Annotated in this window: 22 protein-coding genes; 15 read left to right on the top strand and 7 right to left on the bottom strand. The window is 72.7% G+C overall.

The features are described 5' to 3' along the window. Positions 1-16 precede the first annotated feature (16 nt). The 5 genes from ACZ607_RS08515 to ACZ607_RS08495 all read left to right on the top strand — a co-directional run bounded on the left by ACZ607_RS08515 (position 17) and on the right by ACZ607_RS08495 (position 8188). The gene (locus ACZ607_RS08515; protein ID WP_469733080.1) at positions 17-1492 is read left to right on the top strand and encodes a 3' terminal RNA ribose 2'-O-methyltransferase Hen1; all 1476 of its coding nucleotides are present in this window, start codon (positions 17-19) and stop codon (positions 1490-1492) included. Next, positions 1489-4062, top strand: a complete 2574-nt coding sequence (locus ACZ607_RS08510) for a polynucleotide kinase-phosphatase (RefSeq protein ID WP_469733078.1) — start codon at positions 1489-1491, stop codon at positions 4060-4062. The genes ACZ607_RS08515 and ACZ607_RS08510 overlap by 4 nt, the downstream gene beginning before the upstream one ends. A gap of 95 nt (positions 4063-4157) precedes the next feature. After that, positions 4158-5390, top strand: a complete 1233-nt coding sequence (locus ACZ607_RS08505; protein WP_469733076.1) for an arginine deiminase — start codon at positions 4158-4160, stop codon at positions 5388-5390. Positions 5391-5488: 98 nt separating this feature from the next. Beyond that, positions 5489-6505: an ornithine carbamoyltransferase gene (gene argF, locus ACZ607_RS08500; RefSeq protein ID WP_469733075.1), complete on the top strand. Its 1017-nt coding sequence runs from the start codon at positions 5489-5491 to the stop codon at positions 6503-6505. A 204-nt stretch (positions 6506-6709) separates the two neighbouring features. Further along, complete coding sequence (locus tag ACZ607_RS08495) at positions 6710-8188, top strand: amino acid permease (RefSeq protein WP_469733074.1); 1479 nt, start codon at positions 6710-6712, stop codon at positions 8186-8188. On the opposite strand, the gene ACZ607_RS08490 is transcribed toward ACZ607_RS08495, so the two are convergent. Then, a complete protein-coding gene (locus tag ACZ607_RS08490) occupies positions 8136-8597 on the bottom strand; it encodes an ATP-binding protein (RefSeq protein ID WP_469733072.1) in 462 nt (153 codons plus the stop codon). The genes ACZ607_RS08495 and ACZ607_RS08490 overlap by 53 nt on opposite strands. Positions 8598-8804: 207 nt before the next feature. Between ACZ607_RS08490 and ACZ607_RS08485 the strand changes: the two genes are divergently transcribed. Both ACZ607_RS08485 and ACZ607_RS08480 read left to right on the top strand, forming a co-directional pair. Beyond that, positions 8805-9632 (top strand): enoyl-CoA hydratase family protein, encoded by an 828-nt coding sequence (locus ACZ607_RS08485; protein ID WP_469733070.1) that lies wholly within the window; start codon positions 8805-8807, stop codon positions 9630-9632. Positions 9633-9636: 4 nt separating this feature from the next. Then, on the top strand, positions 9637-11979 hold the full coding sequence (locus tag ACZ607_RS08480) for a bifunctional salicylyl-CoA 5-hydroxylase/oxidoreductase (protein WP_469733068.1): 2343 nt from the start codon (positions 9637-9639) through the stop codon (positions 11977-11979). 7 nt (positions 11980-11986) lie between these two features. Here ACZ607_RS08480 and ACZ607_RS08475 read toward each other — a convergent pair whose 3' ends face one another. Genes ACZ607_RS08475 through ACZ607_RS08460 form a run of 4 tightly spaced genes read right to left on the bottom strand, consistent with a single transcriptional unit; the run spans position 11987 to position 15770 of the window. After that, complete coding sequence (locus ACZ607_RS08475) at positions 11987-12451, bottom strand: hypothetical protein (RefSeq protein WP_469733067.1); 465 nt, start codon at positions 12449-12451, stop codon at positions 11987-11989. Next, the gene (locus ACZ607_RS08470; RefSeq protein WP_469733065.1) at positions 12448-13269 is read right to left on the bottom strand and encodes a GNAT family N-acetyltransferase; all 822 of its coding nucleotides are present in this window, start codon (positions 13267-13269) and stop codon (positions 12448-12450) included. The genes ACZ607_RS08475 and ACZ607_RS08470 overlap by 4 nt, the downstream gene beginning before the upstream one ends. A gap of 55 nt (positions 13270-13324) precedes the next feature. Next, positions 13325-14146, bottom strand: a complete 822-nt coding sequence (locus ACZ607_RS08465) for a PaaX family transcriptional regulator (protein ID WP_469733063.1) — start codon at positions 14144-14146, stop codon at positions 13325-13327. A 4-nt stretch (positions 14147-14150) separates the two neighbouring features. Beyond that, complete coding sequence (locus ACZ607_RS08460) at positions 14151-15770, bottom strand: AMP-binding protein (protein WP_469733061.1); 1620 nt, start codon at positions 15768-15770, stop codon at positions 14151-14153. 120 nt (positions 15771-15890) lie between these two features. Here ACZ607_RS08460 and ACZ607_RS08455 point away from each other — a divergent pair, with 120 nt between their 5' ends. Further along, complete coding sequence (locus ACZ607_RS08455; RefSeq protein ID WP_469733059.1) at positions 15891-17024, top strand: acyl-CoA dehydrogenase family protein; 1134 nt, start codon at positions 15891-15893, stop codon at positions 17022-17024. Further along, positions 17021-17422 carry a RidA family protein gene (locus ACZ607_RS08450; RefSeq protein ID WP_403997820.1) on the top strand — a complete coding sequence of 134 codons (402 nt, stop codon included), beginning with the start codon at positions 17021-17023 and terminating at the stop codon, positions 17420-17422. Before ACZ607_RS08455 ends, ACZ607_RS08450 begins: the two co-directional genes overlap by 4 nt. Before the next feature lie 60 nt (positions 17423-17482). Here the strand turns inward: ACZ607_RS08450 and ACZ607_RS08445 are convergent, their stop codons facing one another. Both ACZ607_RS08445 and ACZ607_RS08440 read right to left on the bottom strand, forming a co-directional pair. Continuing rightward, positions 17483-18616, bottom strand: a complete 1134-nt coding sequence (locus ACZ607_RS08445; protein ID WP_469733058.1) for an FAD-dependent monooxygenase — start codon at positions 18614-18616, stop codon at positions 17483-17485. A 324-nt stretch (positions 18617-18940) separates the two neighbouring features. After that, positions 18941-19120 (bottom strand): hypothetical protein, encoded by a 180-nt coding sequence (locus ACZ607_RS08440; RefSeq protein WP_469733056.1) that lies wholly within the window; start codon positions 19118-19120, stop codon positions 18941-18943. A 183-nt stretch (positions 19121-19303) separates the two neighbouring features. Between ACZ607_RS08440 and ACZ607_RS08435 the strand changes: the two genes are divergently transcribed. Genes ACZ607_RS08435 through mnhG form a run of 6 tightly spaced genes read left to right on the top strand, consistent with a single transcriptional unit; the run spans position 19304 to position 25832 of the window. Further along, positions 19304-22207, top strand: coding sequence for a Na+/H+ antiporter subunit A (locus tag ACZ607_RS08435; RefSeq protein ID WP_469733054.1), 2904 nt, complete (start codon positions 19304-19306; stop codon positions 22205-22207). Beyond that, on the top strand, positions 22204-22797 hold the full coding sequence (locus tag ACZ607_RS08430; protein ID WP_469733053.1) for a Na(+)/H(+) antiporter subunit C: 594 nt from the start codon (positions 22204-22206) through the stop codon (positions 22795-22797). The genes ACZ607_RS08435 and ACZ607_RS08430 overlap by 4 nt, the downstream gene beginning before the upstream one ends. Beyond that, the gene (locus ACZ607_RS08425; RefSeq protein ID WP_469733051.1) at positions 22794-24443 is read left to right on the top strand and encodes a Na+/H+ antiporter subunit D; all 1650 of its coding nucleotides are present in this window, start codon (positions 22794-22796) and stop codon (positions 24441-24443) included. The genes ACZ607_RS08430 and ACZ607_RS08425 overlap by 4 nt, the downstream gene beginning before the upstream one ends. Then, a complete protein-coding gene (locus tag ACZ607_RS08420) occupies positions 24440-25102 on the top strand; it encodes a Na+/H+ antiporter subunit E (RefSeq protein ID WP_469733049.1) in 663 nt (220 codons plus the stop codon). Before ACZ607_RS08425 ends, ACZ607_RS08420 begins: the two co-directional genes overlap by 4 nt. Beyond that, entirely contained in the window at positions 25099-25422 is a 324-nt protein-coding gene (locus ACZ607_RS08415) for an MrpF/PhaF family protein (RefSeq protein ID WP_469733047.1), read from the top strand. Before ACZ607_RS08420 ends, ACZ607_RS08415 begins: the two co-directional genes overlap by 4 nt. Further along, complete coding sequence (gene mnhG / locus ACZ607_RS08410; protein WP_469733045.1) at positions 25419-25832, top strand: monovalent cation/H(+) antiporter subunit G; 414 nt, start codon at positions 25419-25421, stop codon at positions 25830-25832. The genes ACZ607_RS08415 and mnhG overlap by 4 nt, the downstream gene beginning before the upstream one ends. Positions 25833-25840: the final 8 nt, after the last annotated feature.

The following is a 25840-nucleotide window of genomic DNA, read 5'->3' as shown; positions in this document are numbered from 1 at the left end:
GACCATACTCGGACACGTGTTCCTGACTATCAGTACGACCGGCACCCCTGAGCGTCCCGCCACCGATCTCGGTTATCTGCTGCACAAGCATCCCGACAAGGCGCAGACGTTCTCCACCTCGCACGGGACCGCGCAGGTCTTCTACCCCGAGGCGTCCGTCGAGCGCTGTACGGCCGCCCTGCTGCTCGAGGTGGATCCGGTGGCGCTGGTGCGGCGCGGCAAGGGCAAGGGGCGGGGCGGAGCACCCGACGCGGCACTCGCGCAGTACGTCAACGACCGGCCGTACGCGGCGTCGTCGCTGCTCTCGGTCGCGATGACGACGGTGTTCAAGTCCGCGTTGAACGGCGTGTGCCGGGCGATGCCCGAACGGGCCGCGGAACCACTGCCGTTGCGGATCGAGGTGCCCGCGCTCCCCGCACGCGGGGGCGCCGAGCTGGTGCACAAGCTGTTCGCGCCGCTCGGCTGGACACAGGTGGACGCCGTGGCCGTACCGCTGGACGAGCAGTTCCCGGAGTGGGGCGACTCGCGCTACGTACGGCTGGTGCTGGAGGGGGAGTTGCGGCTCGCCGACGCGCTGCGCCAGCTGTACGTGCTGCTCCCGGTGCTCGACGACGCCAAGCACTACTGGGTCGCCCCCGACGAGGTGGACAAGCTGCTCCGGGCCGGGGAGGGGTGGCTCGCCGGCCACCCCGAGCAGAAGCTGATCACCAGCCGCTACCTCTCCCGGCGCTGGGGGCTCACCCGGCAGGCCATGGAGCGCCTGGAGCTGGTGCGGCTTGCGGAGTCGGACGACCTGGAGGTGGAGAGCGTCGACAACGCGGTCGACGAGACCACCGACACGGAGGAGAAGCCGGTGCCGCTCGCCGAGCGGCGCCGCGAGGCGATCCTGGAGGCGCTGCACGCCGCCGGGGCCGCCCGGGTGCTCGACCTGGGCTGCGGCCAGGGCCAGTTGGTGCAGGCGCTGCTCAAGGACGTGCGCTTCACGGAGATCGTCGGGGTCGACGTGTCGATGCGCGCCCTGACCGTCGCCGCGCGCCGGCTGAAGCTGGACCGGATGGGCGAGCGGCAGGCCGGGCGGGTCACCCTGCGCCAGGGCGCCCTCACCTACACCGACAAGCAGCTCAAGGGGTACGACGCCGCCGTGCTTAGCGAGGTCGTCGAGCACCTCGACCTGCCGAGGCTCCCCGCCCTGGAGTACGCGGTGTTCGGCTCGGCACGGCCGCGGACCGTGCTGGTGACGACGCCCAACGTCGAGTACAACGTCCGCTGGGAGACGCTTCCCGCCGGACACGTGCGCCACGGCGACCACCGCTTCGAGTGGACCAGGGAGGAGTTCCGGGACTGGGCGGGACAGGTGGCCGGACGCCACGGCTACACGGTGGAGTTCGTGCCCGTGGGCCCGGAGGACCCCGAGGTGGGGCCTCCCACGCAGATGGCCGTGTTCACGATGACCACGGCCCAGGAGACGACGAAGGAGGCGAAGGCCGCATGACCCGTACCTCTCGCACGCTGCCGGTGACCGACCTGTCCCTCGTCGTCCTCGTCGGCGCCACCGGTTCGGGCAAGTCCACCTTCGCCCGTAAGCACTTCAAGCCGACCGAGATCGTCTCCTCGGACTTCTGCCGGGGCCTCGTCGCCGACGACGAGAACGACCAGAGCGCCAGCCGCGACGCCTTCGACGTCCTGCACTACATCGCGGGCAAGCGCCTCGCCGCGGGCCGGCTCACCGTCGTCGACGCGACCAACGTGCAGCCGGAGAGCCGCAAGCAGCTCGTCCAGCTGGCCCGGCAGCACGACGTGCTGCCCATCGCCATCGTGCTCGACCTGCCCGAGGAGGTCTGCCAGGCCCGCAACGCCCAGCGACCCGACCGTGCCGGCATGCCCCGGCACGTCGTGCAGCGCCACCGCCGGGAGCTGCGCCGCTCGCTGCGCGGCCTGGAGCGCGAGGGCTTCCGCAAGGTGCACATCCTGCACACCGAGGAGGAGGCCGACACCGCCGAGGTCGTCCTGGAGCGCCGTTACAACGACCTCAGGCACCTCACCGGCCCCTTCGACATCATCGGCGACATCCACGGTTGCAGCTCCGAGCTGGACACCCTGCTCGGCAAGCTGGGGTACAAGGACGGCACGCACCCCGAGGGGCGCACCGCCGTCTTCGTGGGCGACCTCGTCGACCGGGGCCCCGACAGCCCGGGCGTGCTGCGCCGCGTCATGTCCATGGTGGCGTCGGGCGACGCGCTGTGCGTGCCGGGCAACCACGAGAACAAGCTCGGCCGTTACCTCAAGGGGCGCAAGGTCCAGCACAGCCACGGGCTGGCCGAGACCGTCGAGCAGCTGGAGCGGGAGGACGCGGAGCACCCGGAGTTCCGCGAGCAGGTCGCGCGGTTCATCGACGGGCTGGTCAGCCACTACGTCCTGGACGGCGGCAAGCTGGTCGTCTGCCACGCCGGGCTGCCCGAGAAGTACCACGGGCGCACGTCGGGACGGGTCCGTTCGCACGCGCTGTACGGGGAGACGACAGGCGAGACCGACGAGTTCGGTCTGCCCGTGCGCTACCCGTGGGCCGAGGACTACCGGGGCAGCGCCGCCGTGGTCTACGGCCACACCCCGGTGCCCACCGCGTCCTGGGTGAACAACACCCTCTGCCTGGACACCGGGGCGGTGTTCGGCGGCAGGATGACCGCCCTGCGCTGGCCGGAGCGGGAGATCGTCGACGTACCGGCCGAGCGTGTCTGGTACGAGCCGGTGAAGCCGCTGACGACCGAGGCCCCCGGAGGCAGGGAGGGCCGGCCGCTCGACCTGGCCGACGTGCAGGGCCGGCGCGTCGTGGAGACCCGCCACATGGGCCGGGTCGCGGTCCGCGAGGAGAACGCGGCGGCGGCGCTCGAGGTCATGAGCCGCTTCGCCGTCGACCCCAGGCTGCTGACCTACCTCCCGCCGACCATGGCCCCGACCGCGACCTCCCACGAGGAGGGCTTCCTGGAGCACCCGGCCGAGGCGTTCGCGCAGTACCGCGCGGACGGCGTCACCAAGGTCGTGTGCGAGGAGAAGCACATGGGCTCGCGCGCCGTGGCGCTGGTCTGCCGCGACGCCGAGACCGCCCGCGAGCGCTTCGGCACGGGCGACACCTCGGACGCCCCCGGCGGTGGAGGAGGCCCCACCGGCGCCCTGTACACCCGCACCGGCCGCCCGTTCCTGGACGACACGGCACTCACCGAGGTCGTCCTCGGACGGCTCCGCACCGCCGTCACCGCCGCCGGTCTCTGGGAGGAGTGGAACACCGACTGGGTGGTGCTCGACGCCGAGCTGATGCCCTGGTCCCTCAAGGCGGCGGGGCTGCTCCGCTCGCAGTACGCCGCGGTGGGCGCGGCCGCGGGCGCCGCCCTGCCGGTGGCCGGCGAGGCCCTGGCCGCGGCGGCAGCCCGTGGTGTCGACGTCGACGGCCTGGCCCGCCGCCAGCGGGAGCGGGCGGCCGACGCCGCCGCCTTCACAGAGGCCTACCGCCGCTACTGCTGGAGCACCGAAGGGCTCGACGGGGTCCGGCTCGCGCCGTTCCAGATCCTCGCGGTGCAGGGCCGCTCGCTCGCCGCCGTGCCGCACGACGAGCAGCTGGCGTGGCTGGACCGGCTCGTCGAGCACGACCCGACCGGTCTGCTCCAGGTCACCCGGCGCCTCGTCGTCGACACGGGTGACGAGGCATCCGTGCGCTCCGGCATCGACTGGTGGCTGGAGATGACCGGCCGCGGCGGCGAGGGCATGGTCGTCAAGCCGCTCGGCGCCCTCGTCCGGGACGCCAAGGACAGGCTCGTCCAGCCGGGCATCAAGGTGCGCGGCCGGGAGTACCTGCGGATCATCTACGGCCCCGAGTACACGCGGCCGGAGAATCTGGAGCGGCTGCGCTCCCGCTTCCTCGGCCACAAGAGGTCGCTGGCCCTGCGGGAGTACGCCCTCGGTCTGGAGGCGCTCGACCGGCTGGCCGAGGGGGAGCCGCTCTGGCGGATCCACGAGGCCGTCTTCGCGGTGCTGGCCCTGGAGTCGGAGCCCGTCGACCCGCGGCTGTAGGACGCCGGCCGGCTGCCGGGGCCCCGGGCCGGTCCGACCGGAATCGGGTGGCGGTTCGCAGGGTGAACGGCGCCCCGCGCGGTGAGGATGAGGGCATGGGATTCCATGTCGATTCCGAGGCCGGGCGGCTGCGCCGCGTCATCCTGCACCGCCCCGATCTGGAGCTGAAGCGTCTCACCCCCAGCAACAAGGACGCGCTGCTCTTCGACGACGTGCTGTGGGTGCGCCGCGCCAGGGAGGAGCACGACGGCTTCGCCGACGTGCTGCGCGACCGGGGGGTGGAGGTGCACTTCTTCGGTGAGCTGCTGCAGGAGTCCCTCGACATCCCGGTGGCGAGGCGGCTCGTCCTCGACCGGGTCTTCGCCGAGAAGGAGTACGGCCCGCTCGCCACCGAGCACCTGCGCGCGGCCTTCGAGGAGCTGCCGTCCGCCGAGCTGGCCGAGGCCCTGGTCGGCGGGATGACGAAGCGGGAGTTCCTGGAACGGCACAACGAGCCGACGTCCGTCCGCTTCCACGTCATGGATCTGGACGACTTCCTGCTCAGCCCGCTGCCCAACCACATCTTCACCCGCGACACCTCCGCCTGGATCTACGACGGTGTCTCCATCAACGCCATGCGCTGGCCGGCCAGACAGCGCGAGACCGTGCACTTCGAGGCGATCTACCGGCACCACCCCCTCTTCACCGGGCCCGAGGCGGGCGTCTTCCACCACTGGTCGGAGGGCCAGGACGACTATCCGTCGACCATCGAGGGCGGGGACGTCCTCGTCATCGGCGAGGGCGCCGTCCTGATCGGGATGAGTGAACGCACCACCCCCCAGGCCGTGGAGATGCTGGCCAGAGGGCTCTTCGACGCCGGGTCGGCCCGGACGATCGTGGCGCTGGACATGCCCAAGCGCCGCGCGTTCATGCACCTGGACACGGTGATGACGATGGTCGACGGCGACACGTTCACCAAGTACGCCGGCCTCGGCATGCTGCGCTCCTACACGATCGAGCCCGGCCTCGGCCCGCGTGAGCTGAAGGTCACCGACCATCCGCCCGAGCACATGCACCGGGCCATCGCCGCCGCGCTCGGCCTCGACACGATCCGGGTGCTCACCGCCACCCAGGACGTGCACGCCGCCGAGCGGGAGCAGTGGGACGACGGCTGCAACGTGCTGGCCGTGGAACCCGGGGTCGTCGTCGCGTACGAGCGCAACGCCACCACCAACACGTATCTGCGCAAGGAGGGCATCGAGGTCATCGAGATCCGGGGCAGCGAGCTGGGCCGGGGCCGGGGAGGACCCCGCTGCATGAGCTGCCCGGTGGTGCGCGACCCCGTGTGAGGCGGGACCCGGCGACTCCTGTATAGCAATACGGCCTCTCGTATAGACTTCCAGGATAAGCGTCCGTACGCCCTCAGCCCGACCCAGGAGCAGTCACCATGGCCATAGACCTCACAGGCCGCCATTTCCTCAAGGAGCTGGACTTCACGGCCGAGGAGTTCCGCGGCCTGATCGCCCTGTCCGCCGAGCTCAAGGCCGCCAAGAAGGCGGGCGCCGAGGTGCGGCGCCTGTGCGGCAGGAACATCGCGCTGATCTTCGAGAAGACCTCGACGCGCACCCGCTGCGCCTTCGAGGTGGCCGCCGCGGACCAGGGGGCGTCCACGACGTACCTCGACCCGTCCGGCTCCCAGATGGGTCACAAGGAGTCGGTCAAGGACACCGCCCGGGTGCTCGGCCGGATGTTCGACGGCATCGAGTACCGGGGCGACAGCCAGGAGGCCGTCGAGGAGCTGGCGGCCTATGGCGGGGTGCCCGTCTTCAACGGGCTCACCGACGACTGGCACCCCACGCAGATGCTCGCCGACGTCCTCACGATGACCGAGCACAGTGCGAAGCCCCTGGAGGAGATCGCCTTCGCCTACCTGGGCGACGCCCGCTTCAACATGGGCAACTCCTACCTGATCACCGGGGCCCTGCTCGGCATGGACGTCCGGATCGTCGCGCCCGCCGCCTACTGGCCGGTCCAGGAGGTCGTGGACCGGGCCCACGCGCTCGCGGAGTCCAGCGGCGCCCGCATCACCCTCACCGAGGACGTCACCGAGGGCGTCCGCGGCGCCGACTTCGTCGTCACCGACGTCTGGGTCTCCATGGGTGAGCCCAAGGAGGTCTGGGACGAGCGGATCGCCGCCCTCGCGCCGTACTCCGTGACCATGGACGTCCTGCGCGCCACGGGCAACGACGACGTGAAGTTCATGCACTGTCTCCCCGCCTACCACGACCTCGGTACGAAGGTGGCCAGGGAGGTGAACGAGCGGCACGGCCTGACCGAGCTGGAGGTCACCGACGAGGTCTTCGAGTCCGCGCACTCGGTCGTCTTCGACGAGGCCGAGAACCGGATGCACACGATCAAGGCGGTGCTCGTCGCGACGCTGGCAGGCGGTCCGCAGTCCGCATGAACATGCACCCGATTGGGTGAACATGCGTGCAAGTGGCTACGATGGTGCCACTTGGTGGGGTTCGGGCTCGCACGCCCGAACCCCTTTCCTGTGCCCGGCCCGGGTCACGAGGCCTTCGCGAGCGTCCCGCCCGGAGCACACGGCCAGGTGCGAGCCCCCCACGGCTCCGTCCCCGGCACCACCAGAGAAGAGACCCGTCCCCCCATGAGTCCCGCTTCCCCCACCCCGCCCGTTCCTTCACACAGGACCGGGGCGCGCGTCAAGAGCCCCGAGCTGCTGCTCGCCGAGTCCGGAGCCGACCTGGAAGGGCACGGCCTGCGCCGCACGATGGGGCTGTTCCAGCTCGTCTGCTTCGGTGTCGGGGCGATCGTCGGCACCGGGATCTTCGTCGGACTGTCCGACAGCGTCGCCGAGGCGGGCCCCGCCGTGGTGATCTCGTTCCTCCTCGCCGCCGTCACCTGCATCTTCACCGCCTTCTCCTTCGCCGAGCTCGGCGGCGCCATCCCGGTCTCCGGCAGCTCCTACTCCTTCGCGTACGCCACGCTGGGGGAGCGGGTCGCCTTCCTCGTCGGCTGGTGCCTGCTGCTGGAGTACGGCGTCTCGGTCTCCGCCGTGGCGGTCGGATGGAGCCAGTACGTCAACGAGCTGCTGGACAGCCTCATCGGCTGGAACCTCCCCGACGCGCTCTCCTCCGGCCCCGGCGACGGCGGCGTGGTGAACCTGCCGGCGGTCGTCGTGGTCATGATGGCGGCCACCCTGCTGGTGCGCGGCATCAGGGAGAGCGCGCGCGCCACCGCGGCGATGGCGGTACTGAAGATCGGCATCCTCGTCGCGTTCTGCGCCATCGCCTTCACCGCGTTCGAGGACGGGCACCTCTCGCCGTTCGCCTCCCACGGCATGGCCGGGATCACCGCCGGCGCGTCCGTGGCGTTCTTCTCGTACATCGGCTTCGACGCCATCACCACCGCGGGCGAAGAGGTCAAGAACCCCCGCCGGAACATCCCGATCGCCATCATGATCTGCATCGGCCTGGTCACGCTGCTCTACTGCGCGGTCGCCCTCGGGGCCATCGGCGCACTGGGCGCGGACGCCGTGGGTGACAAGCCGGCCGCGCTCTCGCTGGTCGTCGACCAGGTCACCGGGTCGAGCGTCGGCGGCGGGATCATCGCCTTCGGCGCGGTCGTCGCCATCGCGTCCGTCGTCCTCGCGGTGATGTACGGCCAGACCCGGATCCTGATGTCGATGTCCCGCGACGGGCTGATCCCCCGGGTCTTCGAGCGGGTGTCGCCGAAGACGCACACGCCGGTCGCCAACACCTGGATCGTGGCCGTCGTCTTCGCCGTCCCCGCCGCCTTCTCGTCCCTCGACGTCGTCGTGAACCTGACGACCATCGGCACGCTGGCCACCATGGCGGTCGTCAACATCGCCGTCATCGCGCTGCGCCGACGCCACCCCGGGCTGAAGCGCTCCTTCCGGGTGCCGCTCCACCCCGTCAGCCCGCTCCTGGGCGTCGGCTTCTGCCTGTACCTGATGTACGGGACCGGCTGGACGACCTGGGTGCAGTTCGTGGTCTTCCTCGCGGTGGGCGCCCTCGTGTACGCCGGATACGGCCGCAGCCGCTCCCGGCTCGTCAGCCCCGAGGAGCCCCGGGACCGGGCGGCAGCGGGCTCCGCGGAAGGGTGAACCAGACCGCCTTGCCGTGCTCGGTGGGGCGGTGACCGCAGGCGGAACTGAGCGCGCGGATCAGCAGCAGCCCCCGGCCGTGCTCCTGCCACGGGTCGGGCGCGCTGCCGGGCAGCAGACGGGACAGGTTCCCCGGCGGCCCCGGGTCGTGGTCGTGGACCTCCACCTGGCAGGCCGACGCCAGGAGCTCGACCACCAGCTCGATGGGCCCCGAGCCGTCGGTGTGCTCCACGGCGTTGGCGACCAGCTCGGCGGTCAGCAGCTCGGCGGTGTCGCTGTCCGCGGGAGCGTCGAGGTCCGCCAGCGCCGTACGGATGAGGGCGCGGGCGATCGGCACGGCGGCCGTGGAGTGCGGCAGGGCGATGCGCCACGAGGGCGGTGGGGGCGGCGCGGGGACGTCGGGCGGCAAGTCGGGAGTTTCCGTTCGGGTCTGTACCAGGACTTCCTGCGTTCAACCATACGAAGCGCGACGCCGCAGACATAGAGGCGGTCGACCGGCGCAAAGGGGACCTTCGCCACAGCCGGCGCACTATCGCGCACCCGTGACGGAAGTCACGGATGAGTGATAACTTCGAAGCGCATCAGCATCGGCCCGACGGCTGGAGGGGACCCTTCCATGAGCCCGTTCACCGGCTCCGCCCCGCGCACGGAGCGCTGGAAGCATCTGCGCCTGACGACGGACGACGGTGTGGCGACCGTGACGCTCGCCCGCCCCGAGAAGCTCAACGCACTCACCTTCGGCGCCTACGCCGACCTGCGCGACCTGCTCGCCGAGCTCTCCAGGGAACGCTCCGTGCGGGCCCTCGTGCTCGCCGGCGAGGGACGCGGCTTCTGCTCGGGCGGGGACGTCGACGAGATCATCGGTGCCACGCTCGCCATGGACACCGCGCAGCTCCTGGACTTCAACCGGATGACTGGACAGGTCGTCCGGGCCCTCCGCGAATGCCCCTTCCCCGTCATCGCCGCCGTCCACGGAGTGGCCGCCGGAGCCGGAGCGGTCCTCGCCCTGGCCGCCGACTTCCGCGTCGCCGCCCCGTCCGCGCGCTTCGCGTTCCTCTTCACCGCCGTCGGCCTGTCCGGCGGCGACATGGGGGCCGCCTACCTCCTGCCCCGGGTCGTCGGCCTCGGCCACGCCACCCGGATCCTCATGCTCGGCGAACCCGTCCGCGCCCCCGAGGCCGAGCGCATCGGGCTGATCAGCGAGCTGACCGGAGAAGGGGAGGCCGACACCCGCGCCGCCGCCCTGGCCAGAAGACTCGCCGACGGTCCCGCCCTCGCCCTCGCCCAGACGAAGGCGCTGCTCACCGCCGAGCTCGACATGCCGCTCGCCGCCTCGGTGGAGATGGACGCCGCCACCCAGGCCCTCCTGATGAACGGCGAGGACTACGCCGAGTTCCACGCCGCCTTCACCGAGAAGCGGCCGCCCAAGTGGCGGGGCAGGTGACGCGATGCCCTCCTCCGGCACGGGACGCGTCGCGGTCATCGGCGGCGGACCCGGCGGGCTCTACGCCGCCGCCCTCCTGAAGCGGCTGGACCCCGGCCGCGAGATCACCGTATGGGAGCGCAACGCCCCCGACGACACCTTCGGCTTCGGGGTGGTCCTCTCCGACGAGACCCTCGGCGGCATCGAGCACGCCGACCCCGTCGTGTACCGGGCGCTCAGCGACGCGTTCGTCCGCTGGGACACCGTCGACGTCGTCCACCGGGGCGACACCCGGACCTCCGACGGGCACGGCTTCGCCGCGCTGGAGCGCCGTACGCTGCTGCGGATCCTGCACGAGCGCTGCGCCTCCCTCGGCGTACGGCTCCGCTTCCGGACCGAGGCGCCGCCCGCCGCCGAGCTCGCCGCCCACCATGACCTGGTCATCGCCGCCGACGGGGTGCACAGCGCCACCCGCGAGGCCCATGCCCGCCACTTCCGCCCCACCGTCACCCACCACCGCAACCGCTACATCTGGCTCGCCGCCGACTTCGCGTTCGACGCCTTCCGCTTCGAGATCGCCGAGACCGAGTACGGCGTGATGCAGCTGCACGCCTACCCCTTCTCCCGCCCGGTGCGCCCCGGGCCGCCGGACGACGCCGGGGCCTCCACCGTCATCGTCGAGATGCGCGAGGAGGTCTGGCGCGCCGCCGGGCTCGACACCTGCGACACCGCCCGGTCGGCCGAACTCTGCGCCAAGGTCTTCGCCGAGGCCCTCGGCGGCCGCCCGCTGCGCTCCAACAAGTCGTCCTGGCTCACCTTCGCCACCGTCACCAACGCGCACTGGTCGCACGGCAACACGGTCCTCATCGGCGACGCCGCCCACACCGCCCACTTCTCCATCGGCTCCGGCACCAAGCTCGCCGTCGAGGACGCCCTCGCGCTGGCCGCCTGCGTCGAGGAGCAGCCCGACCTGCCCACCGCCCTCGCCGCGTACGAGGCCGAGCGCCGGCCCGTCGTGCTGTCCACCCAGCGCGCCGCCGCGGCCAGCCTGCGCTGGTTCGAGGAACTCCCGCAGTACGTGGACCAGCCGCCCCTGCGGTTCGCCTTCAACCTCCTGACCCGCAGCCGCCGCGTCACCCACGACAACCTGCGGCTGCGCGACCCCCGCTTCACACAGGCCGTCGAGGAGGAGTTCGGCTGCCCGCCGGGCACCCCGCCGATGTTCACCCCGCTGCGGCTGCGCGGCCTCGAACTCCGTAACCGTGTCGTCGTCTCGCCCATGGACATGTACTCCGCGGCCGACGGGCTGCCCGGGGACTTCCACCTCGTCCACCTCGGCGCCCGCGCGCTCGGTGGTGCCGGTCTCGTCATGACCGAGATGGTCTGCGTGAGCCCCGAGGGCCGCATCACACCCGGCTGCGCCGGCCTCTGGACCGATGAACAGGCCGAGGCGTGGACCAGGATCACGCGCTTCGTGCACGACTCCGCCCCCGGCACCGCCATCGGCGTCCAGCTGGGCCACTCCGGCCGCAAGGGCTCGACCCGGCTGATGTGGGAGGGTATCGACCAGCCGCTGGAGGAGGGCAACTGGCCGGTCAGCGCCGCCTCACCCCTCCCTTACGCGCAGGGCGTCAGCCAGATCCCGAGGGAGCTGGACCGCGCCGGGATGGACGCCGTCCGTGACCGGTTCACCGAGGCCGCCCGGCGGGCCGCCCGCTGCGGGTTCGACCTCCTCGAACTGCACTGCGCCCACGGCTATCTGCTCTCCGGCTTCCTCTCCCCGCTCACCAACCAGCGCACCGACGCGTACGGCGGCTCCCTGGAGAACCGGCTCCGCTTCCCCCTGGAGGTCTTCGACGCGGTCCGCGCCGTATGGCCCGGGGACCGTCCCATGTCCGTCCGGATCTCCGCCACGGACTGGGTCCCGGGCGGCACGAGCGACGCGGACGCCGTGGCGACGGCCCGCGCCTTCGCCGCCCACGGCGCGGACGCCATTGACGTCTCCACCGGCCAGGTCGTCCCGGAGGAACGCCCCGAGTACGGCCGCTCCTACCAGACCCCGTACGCCGACCGGATCCGCAACGCCCTGGACGTGCCCGTCATCGCGGTGGGCGCCATCTCCTCCTGGGACGACGTCAACTCGCTGCTGCTGGCAGGGCGGGCCGACCTCTGCGCCCTGGCCCGCCCCCATCTGTACGACCCGCACTGGACCCTGCACGCGGCGGCCGAGCAGGGCTACACGGGGCCGGGCGTCTCCTGGCCGCTCCCGTACCGCGCGGGCAGCCGCACCCCGCCGGCCGGGCGCACCGACGGCCCCAGGCCGCGACTCACGCTCGGCGGGCCGCCGGCCGGCCGTCGCTCCGGCTGAGCGGCGGTCAGGCCCCGGCCGTCAGGCACTCGTGGCAGCGGCAGGGGATCGGATGCGGCAGGGCCCAGTGGGTGGTGCGGTACTCGAAGGACAGCCGGCCGAGCAGGACCGCGGCCTCCTCGGCGTCCCGACGGTCCGTCCAGCGGCCGCCCGCACCCGCCTCCTCGCACAGCCGCAGCACGGCCGGGCTGTGGACCGGCACCGCCCGGAAGGTGTGCAGATTACGGGTCGACATGTCGATCGTGAGGTACGTCCCGGTGTGCCGCCCGCGCCCGATCGTGGTCAGCTGCTCATGGCCCGTCCCGGGGTGGGTCCCGACGACGTACACCTTGGAGCCTCCCCGGTAGGACTTGGTCCCGGGCCGCAGCTCCTGCCCGCCCTCGCCGTAGCGCCGCCACCGCACGACGTTCGCGGCGACCAGCCACACCTGCCCGTCCGGTGCCTCCCGGGCGGCCCCGGGCCCCGCCGTCATTCCGGCTCCGCGGTGATCAGCAGCCGGTCGGAGACGGCCTCGTAACCGATGCGCCGGTACACGCCGTTGCTCGTCGGGTTCGCGAGGTCCGCGAAGAGCAGCACCTCCCGGGCGCCCTCCTCCCGCGCCACCCGGCTGACCTGAGCCGTCACCGCCGCCGCGTAACCACGGCCCCGGTGCTCCGGCGGCGTGTAGACGTTCGTCACCCGGACCGTCCCGGCGATCCGGCGCGAGACGCCCGCCGACGACACCGGCACCCCGTCCACCTCCCAGAGCGTCAGCCCGCCGTGGGTGGTGCGCTCGTCCACGATCCGTTCCGCCCGGTCGCCGGGCTGTCCCGTCTGCTCGCCGAACGCCCTGATCCACCCGACGAGCAGCGCCCGGTCGGCGGCGGTCGCGGTCCGGGGCGCGCCCGCGGGCGCGGGGGAGGGCGGCACCAACGTGCCCAGCCGGTACAGCCGGTGCTCCTCGTCGACCCGGTGACGTGGCCAACGGGCGGCCAACGCCCGGGCGGTGGCGCGGTCCGCGTTGACACCGGGCAGTGCCAGCGCGTCCGCCAGCGGTCCGAGCGCCTCCGGAGGCACCGTGCCCAGGACCGGCACGAACGGCGGTGTCCGCACCAGAGCCCCGGCCACCTCGCCGTCCGCCCCGCGCCACCAGCCCAGCACCGGCGGCTCCGTGCCGTAGGCGCGCGGACCGCTCTCCCGCAGGGTGGCGGTGACCGTCAGCAGCAGGGTGTTCTCCGCGGGCCGGGCGGCCAGGGACGCCCCGGCCGCGTCCAGGAAGCGGCCGACGTCGTCCGTGAAGGTCCAGGTCATGCCTCATCCTGTCGGGTCACCCGGCCCGGGGGCACCCGAATTACGGGCGGGAGGATCAGGAGCCGTCGCGCACGAACCGGGCGCCCGCGTCCCGCAGCCGGCCGTGGAGCAGCCCGAACACCTCCGCCGAGCGGCCGCCCGGCCACTCCTTCGGCAGCAGTTCCCCGGGCAGTCCGGGATCGGCGTACGGGAGCTGCCGCCAGGAGTCCAGCGCGCGGAGGTAGTCCCGGTAGGCCTCCTCCGGATCGGGTGCGTCCTCGCCGGCCCGTGCCTCCCAGGACCGCAGCACCGGCTCCTGCTGTTCCAGGAACTCCCGGTGGAGCCCGGCGATCGCGTCCAGGTCCCACCAGCGCGCCACGGCCTCCGCCGTCGCGGCGAAGCCGAGGTGCTCCCCGCGGAACAGGTCGACGTACGGGGCGAGTCCGAGGCGCTCCAGCGTGTGCCGCGTCTCCTCGTACAGCCCGGCGGGCGCGATCCAGACCCCGGGCGCCGCCGTGCCGAAGCCGAGCCGGCCCAGGCGGGAGCGCAGCAGGTGGCGTTTGTTGCGTTCCGCCTCCGGTACGGAGAAGACGGCGAGCACCCAGCCGTCCCCGGGCGGCGCCGCCGGGCCCCGGTAGATCCGCCGGTCGCCGTCGTCCAGCAGCTGGCGGGCGTCCTCCGACAGGGCGTATCCGGCCGCCCCGTCCGCCGTACGGGCCGGGGTGAGCAGCCCGCGCCGCTTGAGGCGGGAGACGGACGAGCGCACCGACGGGGCGTCGACCCCGACCGCGTGCAGGAGCCGGATCAGCTCGGACACGGCCAGCGGCGCGTTGCCAGGGCGACGGCCGTACGCGCCGTAGAGGCTGACGATCAGGGAACGGGGGGTGTGCTCGGCCACCCGATCACTCTAGAGGGGCGGTGTCCCGCAGCAGGAAGCGCTGGAGCTTTCCCGTGGCGGTCCTGGGGAGTTCGGGCAGGAACACGAAGGCGCGCGGGCACTTGTGCGGTGCCAGCTCGGCCTTCATGTGCGCCCGCAGGGTGTCGTCCGACAGCACCACGCCCTCGCGCGGGACGACGTACGCGACCACGATCCGGCCGCGCAGCTCGTCCGCCCGGCCCACCACCGCGGCCTCGGCGACGTCGGGGTGGCGCAGGAGCGCCTCCTCGACCTCGGGGCCGGCGATGTTGTACCCGGCCGAGATGATCATGTCGTCGGCGCGGGCCACATAGCGGAAGTAGCCGTCGGGCTCACGGACATAGGTGTCGCCGGTGATGTTCCAGCCGTGCCGTACGTACACCCGCTGGCGCTCGTCGGCGAGATACCGGCAGCCGACCGGACCGCGCACGGCCAGCAGGCCGGGCTCCCCGTCGGGCAGCTCCTCGCCGTCCTCGTTCACCACGCGGGCCTGCCAGCCGGGCACGGGAACGCCGGTGGTGCCGGGGCGGATCGCCCCGTCGGCGGCGGAGATGAAGATGTGCAGCAGCTCGGTCGCCCCGATGCCGTTGATGATGCGCAGCCCCGTCCGCTCGTACCAGGCCCGCCAGGTCGCGGCGGGAAGGTTCTCCCCGGCCGAGACACAGCGGCGCAGCGCGGACAGGTCATGGCCGTCGAGCGCGTCGAGCATCACGCGGTACGCGGTCGGCGCGGTGAACAGCACGGAGACCCGGTGCGCGGCCAGCGCGGGCAGCAGCTGCTTGGGGCCCGCCTGTTCGAGCAGCAGGGCCGAGGCACCGGCCCGCAGCGGGAAGACGACCAGCCCGCCCAGCCCGAAGGTGAAGCCGAGCGGCGGGCTGCCGGTGAACACGTCGTCCGGGCCGGGCCGCAGGACATGGCGGGCGAACGTGTCGGCGACGGCCAGCACGTCGCGGTGGGTGTGCATACAGCCCTTGGGGCGCCCGGTGGTGCCCGAGGTGAAGGCGATGAGCGCGATGTCGTCGGCGGCGGTGTCCACCACCCGGCAGGGCCCCGGCCGGCCCGCCACGAGCGCCGTCAGGTCGTCCGGCGCGTCACCCCCGTACGTCGTGACGCGCAGCCCGGGCACCTGCGCCGCGGCCAGGTCGTCGACGGACCTGACGTCGCAGAGGGCATGGCCGACGCGGGCGAGGGAGCAGATGGTGGCGAGCTCCGACGCCCGCTGCTGCGCCAGCACCGTCACCGCGACCGCACCGGCCTTCATCACGGCGAGCCAGCAGGCCGCGAGCCAGGGCGTGGTGGGCCCGCGCAGCAGCACCCGGTTGCCGGGAACGACACCCAGATCGTGTGTCAGCACCTGGGCGATCCGGTCCACCCGGTCCCGCAGCTCCCCGTAGCTCCAGACGCCGCCGTCGGCGGTCCGGAAGGCGGGGCGGCCGGGGCCGAAGCGGGCGGCGGTGCGGTCGAGCAGCTCGTACCCGCAGTTCAGCCGGTCCGGGTAGGCCAGTTCGGGAAGGTCGAAGACCAGTTCCGGCCAGTCCTCGGCGGGTGGGAGGTGGTCGCGCGCGAAGGTGTCGGTGTGCGCGCTCGCGGTACCTGACGGCTTCATGAAGCATCGCTCCCTGATCCAGTCTGATCCGAACGAGAGACCCTGGTCGCCCTTGGAGCGTATCGTTTGAGTGACGGTAGTCAACGGTCCGCGATAAGTCGTGACAAGAGAGGCGCCGGTATGACGGCATTCTCCCTCGATCCCGGTCGAACCGCCTGGTGCGACGAGCTGTACACCCTCGCCCGCGACGAGCTGCGCCCCCTCGCGGAGAAGGGCGAACCCGGCCACGTCAACCGCCCGCTCGTCGCCGCCCTCGGCGGGCTGGGGCTGCTGGACCGGCTCCTCGGCTCGGGCGCGCTCGACCTCTGCCTGATGCGCGAGTCGCTGGCGCGCGGCTGCACCGAGGCGGAGACCGCGCTCGCCCTCCAGGGCCTCGGATCCGGCCCGGTCCGTCTGGCGGGCAGCGAGGCCCAGCGCGCACGGTGGCTCCCCGAGGTGCGCGCGGGCCGCGCGGTCGCCGCCTTCGCGCTCAGCGAGCCGGGCGCCGGATCCGACGCGGCGGCGCTCGCCCTCGCCGCACGGCCCGTCCCCGACGGCGACGGCTGGCGGCTCACCGGCGAGAAGTGCTGGATCTCCAATGCCCCCGAGGCCGACTTCTACACCGTCTTCGCCCGGACGGGCGAGGGCGCCGGGGCCCGGGGCGTCACCGCGTTCCTCGTCCCGGCCGACCGCCCCGGCCTCACCGGGACGCCGCTGGAGATGCTCTCCCCGCACCCCATCGGGGCGCTGGACTTCGACGGCGTACCGGTGACGGCCGACGACGTGCTGGGGGAGCCGGGCCGGGGCTTCCGGGTCGCCATGGACACCCTCAACCTCTTCCGGCCCAGCGTCGGCGCGTTCGCCGTGGGCATGGCGCGCGCCGCGCTCGACGCCACCCTGGAGCACACGGCGGACCGCACCGCCTTCGGTGCCCCGCTCAAGGATCTGCAGGCGGTCTCGCACCAGGTCGCGGAGATGGCCACCCGCACCGAGGCCGCCCGCCTCCTGGTCTACGCGGCAGCCGCCGCCCACGACGCGGGAGAGCCGGGCGTGGCCCGCCGCGCCGCCATGGCCAAGCTGTACGCCACCGAGACCGCGCAGTACGTCGTCGACGCGGCCGTCCAACTGCACGGCGCCCGCGCCCTGCGCCGGGGCCATCTGCTCGAACACCTCTACCGGGAGGTCCGCGCGCCCCGGATCTACGAGGGCGCCACCGAGGTACAGCGCACCATCATCGCCAAGCAGCTGTACGCCACCCAGGAGACGCCCGCATGAATCCGATCACCCGGATCAACCCCGCCGAACTCGCCCCGCCCACCGGCTTCTCGCACGCCGTCACCGCCACCGGCGGCCGGCTGGTCTTCCTCGCCGGGCAGACGGCGCTGGACGGCGACGGCAAGGTCGTCGGGGCCACCCTGCCGGAGCAGTTCGAGACGGCCCTGGGCAATCTGCTCACAGCCCTGCGCGCGGCCGGCGGCGCGCCGTCCGCCCTCGCCAGGGTCACCGTGTACGCCACCGATGTGGCCGACTACCGCGCCCACGCACCCGAACTGGGCCGGATCTGGCGGCGGCTGGCGGGGCGTGAGTATCCGGCGATGGCCGTCATCGGGGCGGCCAGGCTCTGGGACGAGCAGGCCATGGTCGAGATCGACGGCATCGCGGTGCTGGACTGAGGAAGCGCCGGGGGCGGTGCGGCACGCCGCACCGCCCCCGCGACGCCGGGCGGGCGCCGGTCAGTACGGCTTGACCAGCACATGGGCGGCGCCCGGCATCCCGACCTTCAGGAGCTCGTCCTCCTCGGGCGTCGTCGCGCCGCCCGTCTCCTCCTTGAGGAGCGCGCGCGAGAGGTTCTGCACGAACATCGCCCGGGGGCGGCGCCGGTCCTCCCACGCGGCGAGCGCCGCCGCGACGTCGTCCTCCGCGTCCAGGGAACGGGCCAGCACCAGCGCGTCCTCGACCGCCATCGCCGCGCCCTGCGCGAGGTTCGGGGTGCTCGCGTGCGCGGCGTCACCGGCGAGGACGACCCGGCCGGCGTGCCAGGGGGCGTCCACCGTGACCTGCGAGATGCGCGAGTAGACGACGCCCTCCGCCGTGCCGACCGTGGTCAGCGCCTCGGCGACGGGCCCGCCGAACGAGGCGAGACGCTCCACGAGCTGCTCGTGCGCCCGTGCGGGGTCCGGGCGGAAGTCCGGCTCCTCGGCGGTCACGGCGGCCAGGTACATCAGCTCGTCCGTGATCGGGGTGAGCAGCGCCTTCGTCGACGTACGGCCCGCGCTCACCACGACGCCCTGGACCTCGGGCAGACGGGGCACGGTGACGCGCCAGTTGGCGAAGCCGGTGTACTCGGGGGTGAAGCGGTCGCCGTACAGCCGGGTGCGCAGCGGGGAGCCGATGCCGTCGAAGCCGACGACGAGGTCCCAGCGGGCCGAGGAGCCGTCGGACAGGGTCACCTCGACACCGGCACCGTCGTCGCTCAGTTCGCTGATCGTCGTACCGAAGCGGATCGGGACGCCGGCCGCGGCCGTGGCGTCGCCCAGCACCTTCGCCAGGGCGGGGCGCGGGATGCCGCTGCTGGCGGGGACGCCGTCCATGCGGGGCTGCGGGATCCTGGCGAGCGTGGTGCCGGCCGGGTCGCGGATGGTCAGCACCTCCCACTCGAAGCCGGCCGCCAGACACGCGTCCAGGACGCCGATCTCACGCATGACGTGCAGGGCGTTCGACGGCTGGATGATGCCGACGCCGAGGGCGTCCAGCTCGTCACGGAGTTCGACGACCTCGGCGGTGTGACCGCTCCGGGCGAGCGCCACGGCGAGGGTGAGCCCGCCTATGCCGCCGCCATGGATCAGCACACGCAGGGGTGTTGTCATATCGGGTCTCTCCAGGCGGGAAAGGAGGGAAGGCAGTCGGAGCAGGGCGGTGGTGCCGGCCGGTGACTGGTCAACTACGCGGGGAATTCGGGCACATGGATATTAGCCACAGCGCAGAAGAGAAGAAGAAGTGGCCTCACATGAGCAATACGGCGTGCGCACGTGAGGCGCGTGTCGCTCCGCCGAAGTGTCGGGGAAGCCTGTCGTACCCGGGTAGCGGCCCGTGCGCTCCGGGGCGAGGCTGAAGGTGGGGCGTACACGTCCGGCGGACCCAGGGAGGCGAGGGCCATGACCGGTGGACCCTCTCCGCACACCGTGCACCGATCACCCGACGGCGACGGCCTCACGGCGGGTGACGGGCCGCCCGGCCACCTCCGCGTCGCCGGCCGTGTCCACGGGATGCCCGACGAAGTCCCCGACGCGCCGCTGCATCTGCCCCTGGACGCCGACCGGGTGCTCCGGCCGGCCACGCGATCCGAGCCCGGCGGGGCGGAAGAAGCCCACGTCATGCCGTGTGAGGGTGGGCGAACAGGGCAGACGCCGTCCTGTGAGCACAGCGGGACGAGGACCGGCCACCACCGACGCCGACCGTAAGCAGCGGGCAGGTCGCCGCGCGGCGCGCCGGACGGGTGAACCGGGCCGAGGGATATATCTGTATTCGGTGCCCTTTGTTCCGGACCACCCGTCGTGATCGCACTCATCCTCTGCCACTTCGCACTGGCGGCGTGCTCGCCGCCGCTCGTGCGACGGCTCGGCAGGTACGCCTTCGTCGTGCTCGCGCTGCCCCCCGCCGCCACCACGGTGTGGGCGGCCACCGAATGGGGCGGCACCGAAGCGGGCCGGGCGGTCACCTGGTCGTGGGAGTGGATCGGCACGTACGACGTGTCGGTCGCCCTGCGCCTGGACGCGCTCGCCGAGCTGATGGTGCTGCTCGCGGCCGGGGTGGGCACGCTCGTCCTGCTCTACTGCGCGTCCTACTTCACCGACCGCTCCCCCCAACTGGCGCCCTTCGCCGGGAACCTGCTGGCCTTCGCCGGCGCGATGCTCGGCCTCGTCCTCGCGGACGACCTCATCACCCTGTACGTCTTCTGGGAACTGACCACCGTCTTCTCGTACCTGCTGATCGGCCACACCAGCGAACGCAAGAAGAACCGCCGCTCCGCCCTCCAGGCCCTGACGGTCACCACGCTGGGCGGCCTGGCCATGCTGGTCGGCTTCCTGATCCTCGGCGAGGCGGCGGGCACCTACCGGATCTCCGAGATCGTCGCCGACCCGCCCGAGGCGACCCTCGCCGTGTCCGTGGCCATCGTCCTCGTGCTGTGCGGGGCCCTGTCCAAGTCGGCGATCTGGCCGTTCAGCCTCTGGCTGCCGAACGCGATGGCCGCGCCCACCCCCGTCAGCGCGTACCTGCACGCCGCGGCCATGGTCAAGGCCGGTGTCTATCTGGTGGCCCGGCTCGCCCCCGCCTTCGCCGACGTCCCCGTCTGGCGGCCCCTCGTCCTGGTGCTCGGGGGAGCGACGATGCTCCTGGGCGGCTGGCGCGCCCTGCGCCTGCACGACCTGAAGCTCGTCCTCGCCTACGGGACCGTCAGCCAGCTCGGCTTCCTCGTCGTGCTCGCCGGCGCGGGTAACCGGAACGCCGCACTCGCCGCGGCCGCGCTGATCCTGGGTCACGCCCTGTTCAAGGCGGCGCTGTTCCTCGTCATCGGCATCGTGGACCATGCCACCGGCACCCGTGACCTGCGCAAGCTCTCCGGCCTCGCCCGCACCACGCCGTACGTCTGCGGGGTCGCGGTGCTCGCCGCCGCCTCCATGGCCGCCCTGCCGCCCCTCCTCGGATTCGCCGCCAAGGAAGCCGCCTTCGACGCCTTGCAGCACGGGGACGCGCTCGACCGCTGGCTGCTGGCCGTGGCCGTCGCCGGCTCGGTGCTGACCGTCGCGTACACCCTGCGTTTCGTCTGGGGGGCCTTCGCCCGTAAGCCCGGTGTCGCCGACACCCCCGCCCACCACGTCGGCGCCGCCCTGCTCGCCCCGCCCGCCGTCCTCGCCGTCGCCGGGCTGGTGCTCGGCCCCGGCGTCGGATGGACGGACCGGCTGTTCGCCGCGTACGCCGACGTCTTCCCCGCCCCCGAGCACCCGTACCACCTCGCGCTCTGGCACGGCTTCGGGACGGCCCTGCTGCTGTCCGCCGTCACCTGGGCCGGCGGCGCCGTGCTCTTCGCCGGGCGTACGACGGTCACCCGGATCTCCCGGCGCGTCGCCTGGCCGACCGCCGACAGCGTCTTCGGCCACATCCTGCTCGGCCTGGAACGGATCGCCCTCCAGGTCACCGGCTTCGTCCAGCGCGGCTCCCTCTCCGGCTACCTGGCGATCACCCTGATGGTGATGCTCTCCGGCCAGCTCGCGGTCCTGGTCACGGACCGGCCCTGGGAGGGCGCGGTCGCCCCCCGGGTGTGGGACGCCCCGCTCCAGGGCGCGGTGGCCGTACTGACCTGCGCGGCCGCCCTCTCCTGCCTGACCGTCAGCCGCCGTATGAAGGCCGTCGTCCTGGCCGGGCTGACCGGCTACGGCGCTGCGCTGCTCTTCGTGGTCCAGGGCGCCCCCGACCTGGCGCTCACCCAGTTCTGCGTCGAGACCGTGTCGATGATCGTGTTCGTCCTGGTCCTGCGCCGGCTGCCGGTGCGCTTCGAGGAGTCGATCGGCACCTGGCGGCGGGCGCTGCGGATCCCGGTGGCCCTGGGCGCGGCGGCGACCGTCGGCACGGCCGTCTGGGTGGCGGGCGCCGCACGGGTCGCCGAGCCCGCGGGCGCGGCGATGGTCGAGGAGGTCGAGCACCACGGACTCAAGGACGTGGTCGCCACCATCCTGGTCGACCTGCGGGCCTGGGACACGATGGGGGAGTCCGCCGTCCTCGCGGCGGCGGCGATCGGCGTGACCAGCCTCATCTATCTGCACCGCCGCGGCGAGACGACCATGAGCAGGGAGGAACTCCAGGGGGAGACCGCGTGGGCGCTCTCCGGACGGCGGCTCACCGGCCTGCCGCAGGGCGACGACACCGCGCCCGAACGCAGCTGGCTGGCGGCCGGCTCCACCCTCGCGCCCGAGCACCGCTCCATCGTCTTCGAGGTGGTGGCCCGGCTGCTCTTCCACCCCATCCTGGTGCTCTCCCTGTACCTGCTGTTCTGCGCGGAGAACATGCCCGGCGGCGGCTTCGTCGCCGGGCTCGTCGCGGGGCTCGGACTCATCACCCGCTATCTGGCGGGCGGCAGATTCGAACTCGCGGAGGCCGCGCCGCTGCAACCCGGACTCTTCACCGGACTCGGGCTGTTCGTGTCCACCGCCGTCGCCCTGGGCGGCCTCGCCGAGGGAACCGTGCTGCACGCCTGGACCTACCACGGGCACCTGCCCGTGTTCGGCGACTACCACCTGAGCACCTCGGTCCTCTTCGACTTCGGTGTCTACCTGCTGGTCCTCGGCGTGGTCCTGGACATCGTGCGGGCGCTGGGCGCCAAGGTCGACCGGCAGATCGAACGGGCGGCGGGCGCACTCACCCCCGCCGCGGACACCGGGAAGGGGGAACCCCAGCAATGATCATGAGCGCCTCGCTCCTCGCCACAGCGGTCGTCCTCTGCGCGGTCGGCGGCATCCTCATGCTCACCCGGCCCCTCACCCGCATCCTGCTCGGCGCGGTGATCGCGAGCAACGGCATCAACCTGCTGGTCCTCTCCTCGACCGGCGCGGCGGGCGCCGCGCCCCTGCTCTACGGGGTGCCGCTGCGCCGCATCACCGACCCGCTGCCCCAGGCCATCGCCCTCACCGCCATCGTCATCACCCTCGCGACCACGGCCTTCCTCCTCGCCATGGCCTACCGCAGCTACCAGCTGACCGGCACGGACGAGGTCCACGACGACCTGGAGGACCGGCGCATCTTCCTGCGCGCCGAGGTACTGGGGGAGCGGGCCGAGCTCCGGGAGGAGTACCGGTCGGGGCCCAGACCCACACGGGAGGAACGCGCCCGGTACCGCCAGGAACACCGCCGGCTGCGGGCCCGGCTCCGCGCCGACCGCGCCCTTCAGGCACGTGGCCGGGACGCCGGCGGAGACCTGTGGAACGACGTGCTGGGAGCCGACCCGGAGGACTACGTGAACGACAAGGACGACGACCGAGGAGCCACCGGATGAACGCACTCGTCCCGCTGCCGGTCCTGCTGCCCCTCTGCGCCACCGGCGTGAGCCTCGCCTTCGGCACCAGGCTCGCGCGCTTCCAGCGCTTCATCAGCGTCGCCGTCCTCACCGCCGTCCTCGGGCTCTCGGTGGTGCTGATGGTCGCCGCAGACCGCCAGGGCCCCCTCTCCGTCCACCTCGGCGACTTCGCCCCGCCGCTCGGCATCACCCTGGTCGCCGACCGGCTGGCCGGGCTGATGCTGACCGTCTCCTCGGCGGTCACCCTCGCCGTCCTGGTCTACTCGCTCGGCCAGGGCATGGCGGACCGGGACAAGGAGACGCCCGTCGCCGTCTTCCACCCCGCCTACCTCATCCTGGTCGCCGGGGTCTCCCTCACGTTCATCGCGGGCGACCTCGTCAACCTCTACGTCGGCTTCGAGATCATGCTGGTCGCCAGCTTCGTCCTGCTCACGCTCGGCGGCACCGGCCCCCGGATCCGGGCCGGTTCCACCTACGTGATCATTTCGCTGTTCTCCTCGATGCTGTTCCTCACGGCCATCGCCATGACGTACGCCGCCACCGGCACCGCCAACCTGGCCCAGCTCGCCGTCCGGCTGCCCGAACTGCCCCTGGGCGTACAGACCCTCGTCCAGGCCATGCTGCTCACGGTCTTCGCCATCAAGGCCGCCGTCTTCCCCCTCGCCGCCTGGCTGCCCGACTCCTATCCGACCGCGCCCGCGCCCGTCACCGCCGTCTTCGCCGGCCTGCTGACGAAGGTCGGCATCTACTGCATGCTGCGGACCGAGACCCTGCTCTTCCCCGGCAACCGGCTCGGCGACCTCCTCATGGCCCTCGCCCTGGCCTCGATGATCGTGGGCATCCTCGGGGCGGTCGCCCAGACCGACCTGAAGCGGCTGTTCTCCTTCACCCTGATCAGCCACATCGGTTACATGGTCTTCGGGATCGGCCTCGCCACCCGGGAGGCGTACGGCGGCGCGATCTTCTACGTCGCCCACCACATCACCGTCCAGACGTCCCTCTTCCTCGTGGCGGGACTCATCGAACGCCGGGGCGGTACCAACGAACTCACCCGCCTCGGCGGACTGGCCCGGTCGGCTCCGCTCCTCGCGGTCCTCTTCTTCGTCCCGGCGATGAACTTCGCCGGGATCCCGCCGTTCTCCGGATTCATCGGGAAGCTCGGACTGATGCGGGCCGGGGTGTCGGACGGCAGCGTCTGGGCCTGGATCCTCGTCGCGGGCGCCACCGTGACGAGCCTGCTCACCCTGTACGTGATGGCCAAGATCTGGAATCTGGCCTTCTGGCGCATCGAGCCGCCGGGCCAGGCCGCCTACGGCACCGTCCTGGAGGCCGCCGACGACAGCGACGACGAGGACCCCGACACCGGACCGGACCGCATCCCCGGCACCGGCGACGAGGGGGTGGGCCCCGTACCGGCGGGCGGCGGCCTGGCCGCCACCCTCCAGGGGCGGGCCGTCACCACCACGGTCCGCCCGCCCGCGGCCATGACGGCGGCCACCGCCGGGGCCGTCCTGCTCGGCCTCGCCTTCACCGTCCTGGCCGGGCCGCTGGCGGCCTTCACCGACCGTTCGGCGGCCGAACTCATCGCGCGCCGTCCCTATGTGGAGGAGGTGCTCGGCCGGTGAGACGCCTGATCACCCTGTCGTACCACAACCCCGATCTGCCCCCGTTCAGCATCGAGTTCGCCGGCCGCCGGCGCCGGGTGCTCGACCTCCCGCTGATCGCCTGGCTCACCCTGATCTGGGTCCTGCTGTGGTCCACCCTGACCTGGGCCAACGTCGTCACCGGCGCGGTCGTCGCGGTGGCCGTCTGTCTGGCGTTCCCGCTGCCGCAGGTCGACCTGGGGCTCCGGCTGCACCCCTGGGGCATCATCCGGCTCGCCGCCTATCTGCTCTACGACATGTACACCTCGGGGGTGAAGGTCACCCGGCAGATCTTCGCCGGACACCCGCACCGGCCCGCCGTCATCGGCGTACCGCTGCGGTGCCGCAGCGACCTGATGCTCGCCGCGACCGCCGTCTCCGTGTCGAACACGCCGGGCGGCTCCGTCGTCGAGGTGCGCAGGGCCACGGCCACCCTCTTCCTGCACGTGCTCGACGCGGACGACCCGGCCGAGCTGGAGGCGGCCCGGCGCTCCGTCTGGAAGCTGGAGGAGCTGACGGTCCGGGCCTTCGGCACCTCCGACGAGATCGACCGGGTGTCCGAGCCCCCGCCACCCCTCGCCGGATCCGACGACGGGTCCGACGGCGGGCCCGGGTCCGGCACCGGGGAGGAGACCTCATGAGCGGCCCCGAGACCGTCGACCGGGTGCTGATGACCTGCGCCGTCGTGTTCGTCGTCGTGGCGGGCGCGCTGCTGCTGTTCCGGATCAGCCGGGGGCCCTCCATGCTGGACCGGGCCATCTCCCTCGACGTCTTCGCGGCGGTCGTCATCGCCGGCCTGGGCGCCAAGTCCGCGTTCGCCCGCGACTCGTTCTACTTCCCGATCATGCTGGTGCTGGCGTTCCTCGGCTTCACCGGCTCGGTGGGCATCGCCCGCTTCATCGCCGTACGCGACAAACCGTTGTCACGCCGCAGGGCCGGCGGGAAGGAGGGACAGCGGTGAACGTCTGGTCCCAGGTCGCGGACACGGCCGGGGCGGTGCTCGTGTTCCTCGGCGCGGCGATCTCGCTCCTCGGGGTCGTCGGCATGCTCAAGCTGCCCGACGTCCTCTCCCGCAGCCACGCGGCGACCAAGCCGCAGACCCTCGGCCTGCTGCTCGTGCTCGCCGGGGTCGGGCTGCGGCTGCACAGCGGGATGGACCTGGCGACGCTGGCCCTCATCGGCTTCTTCCAGCTGATGACGGGCCCCGTGGCCTCCCATCTGGTGGCGCGGTCGGCGTACCGGACGGGGCAGATCGAGCGCGGAGAGCTGCTGTTCGACGACCTGGACGCGCAGCTCACCGAGCCGGAGCCGGAGACCGCGCCCGGCACCGAACCGGAACCCGGCACGGGGCCCGAGCGCGACCAGGGGTAGACCTCCGG

Source organism: Streptomyces sp. NPDC104381 (assembly GCF_055583745.1).
The sequence above is the reverse complement of the archived record's forward strand: the minus strand, read 5'-3'. Positions and strand labels throughout refer to the sequence as shown.